Raw genomic sequence first — 2,471 nt, forward strand, 5'->3', positions numbered from 1 at the left:
CCCCTCCAAGTAAAAGTGTAACATCCATGTGTATTCATGGTCTTTTTACACTGTCTACCTTAAGGGGATAATATCATCATTGATGTCTTTTCTTCGTTTATAAAGCATTCTGTATTACCTAAAATTAGAAAATGACGAATGGAACAATATAAGTACACATTAATGGAGGTTTTTTTATGGCTAATATTAAAGAGATTATCGAAACAATTATAACTGATAATAATTTAGGCTTAGAATTTTGTAGCCACCTATTTGATCAATGTGAACAATATATAGAAATCGATGAATTATGAGGGATTAGACTCATTATCTTTATTTTTTTGATCTATATCTAATTTTAGTAAATCGGCGTATCGAAGAATTTCTTTTTCAATTTCAGCTTTATATTGATCCGGTACGCTTTTATATTTTTCATAAAGCGCAGCAGTTAAGCGCTTAATAGGATCTTCACAATCCCCGTTTGATTTATGGTACATATTTAAAATCTCATTATTATTTATTGTCTTTTCTACCAAATCTGATACACTTACCCCAAAAAAGTTTGCAATTGGAACCAATTTGTCGCTATTGGGTATTCTACTTCCACTTTCCCAAGTTGTTAAAGTTACATAAGGAATATCTAGTTCATTAGCTAAGTCCTTTCTACTCATAGCCCTCATTCCTCTGAGTTTCTTTAAGTTTTGTCCAAAAGTATTCATTATAAGTTCCCCTCTCTAGTATATAAAAAAATTATAAAAAAGTATAAAATATTTATATTTTTTTGTTGACTGTCAGCTTTAAGCGTTCTATAATAAAAATAAGGAAGTGAAACAAATGTATAACAACAATCGATCTACGGTTTTTAGAAAAATTCGTGAAGAGCATTCAATTTCAATTGGTGAAATTGCAAGAGATTTAAATATTAAAAAAGGAGTCTTGCAAGAAATCGAATGTACAAAAAAAAGTACGAATGCTGAACGTGCTAAAATGATTGCGAATTATTTTAATTTGCCAGTAGAGGAATTATTTATTCCAACATACTACCGGGCAAGAGTTATATAATTATGCCTTTTTAAAATGATTTCCATATTTTGCGAAAGAAATAGCTTTATAAGTAGGACAGTACCTATTTTACATTACATTTGTAAAGATAGGTGATGGTGATAGTTAATTTATTTTGAAAAAGTACCAAATAGTAAAGTTTTTTCTCAAAAAAACACAGAATATTCAGTCTGATAAACTGTTCTTTGAAAACTTGATACTACTAAAGGAGCTGTAAAAATGATTTTGAAACGATCCTATCAAGCATTACTACTCGTCATGAGTGTATTCTTATTGCTCATGAGCTTCTTCATACCGCTTAATAAAGCAAGTGCAGAGGTCATTAATCGTGAAAAGTACGAGATGAAGTGGGCGTATTCTCCACAGTTTGGGAAAGACATACGTACCGAACTATTGAAAAACTCGAAGGGGCAAGTTGCCTATTGCCTGGTCTATGGACTCAAGTCTCCAAATGGTTCAGATCTTCCTGAAAGTGGCCGAACAAATGATATTGTGTACCGTGTCTTGTTAAATGGATACCCACAAAAGAGTCCAGAAGAATTAGGCGTTTCCACTTGGGAACAGGCACATTATTCAACACAGCTGGCCTTATGGAATTCATTGGGGCAAATCAATACGGCAGAGTTAAAATTTAAAGATGCGGCTGTTGAAAAAGCAACGAAAGCAATCATTCATGCAGCGGATCAGAGTCAAGACACACAAGATGTATACATGAATGTGATTCCAACCGATAAGAAAGAAGCACAGTTAAATGGTGCATACTTTGAAACTACAACATATGCAGTACAAACAAACGCGAAGAAGGGTACATTCAAAGTACAAATGAACAATGCACCAGAAGGTACGCGGGTTGTTACAGAGCAAGGTGAAACAAAAGAAACGTTCCAACTAGGAGAAAAGTTCCGTATACAAGTTCCAAAATCCTCTAAGAGTAATGAACTATCTTTAAAAGTCGTTTCAAATTTAACGAATTACAATGCAATTGTATATAAGGGAACCGAGACAATCCAGGATGCAACGGTACTATTAGAACGTAGTACAGAGCAAGTAAGTACAGATTTACAAGTGTACTGGAAAGCAAATGGTTCACTCAAAGTAATGAAAGTGGATGAGAATAAAAAGCCACTTCCAGGTGCAGTATTTGAAGTCTTTAACAGTAACCAACAAAGCATGGGAACGATTACGGCTAACGACAAAGGAATTGCTGAACTTGGTAATTTAGAGCTAGGAACCTATATTGTAAAAGAAACGAAGGCGCCTGTAGGATATGTTTTGGATCAAAATCCAAAAACATTTGAAGTGAAAACAGGGGAAGTTGCTGTAATTGAAATGAAAAATGAACAAACTAAAGGGGGTTCCGTTGCAAAGTTTTTTAACTAAAGCTAAACTGTAGGAAGATTGAGTTGAGGAGAATGATACATGAGATACTT

Annotated in this window: 2 protein-coding genes and 1 pseudogene; 2 read left to right on the top strand and 1 reads right to left on the bottom strand. The window is 33.8% G+C overall.

What is annotated here, in order from left to right:
* Positions 1 to 287: 287 nt before the first annotated feature.
* On the bottom strand, positions 288 to 698 hold the full coding sequence (locus tag JDS99_RS30345; RefSeq protein WP_199696433.1) for a helix-turn-helix domain-containing protein: 411 nt from the start codon (positions 696 to 698) through the stop codon (positions 288 to 290).
* Positions 699 to 813: 115 nt separating this feature from the next.
* Between JDS99_RS30345 and JDS99_RS30350 the strand changes: the two genes are divergently transcribed.
* Both JDS99_RS30350 and JDS99_RS30355 read left to right on the top strand, forming a co-directional pair.
* On the top strand, positions 814 to 1,041 hold the full coding sequence (locus tag JDS99_RS30350; protein WP_199696434.1) for a helix-turn-helix domain-containing protein: 228 nt from the start codon (positions 814 to 816) through the stop codon (positions 1,039 to 1,041).
* A 219-nt stretch (positions 1,042 to 1,260) separates the two neighbouring features.
* Positions 1,261 to 2,394, top strand: a pseudogene (locus JDS99_RS30355) (SpaA isopeptide-forming pilin-related protein); the annotation flags it as partial.
* Positions 2,395 to 2,471: the final 77 nt, after the last annotated feature.

Origin of the sequence: Bacillus cereus group sp. N6 (assembly GCF_016483705.1) — a bacterium.
GTDB classification, from domain to species: Bacteria; Bacillota; Bacilli; order Bacillales; family Bacillaceae_G; genus Bacillus_A; species Bacillus_A wiedmannii.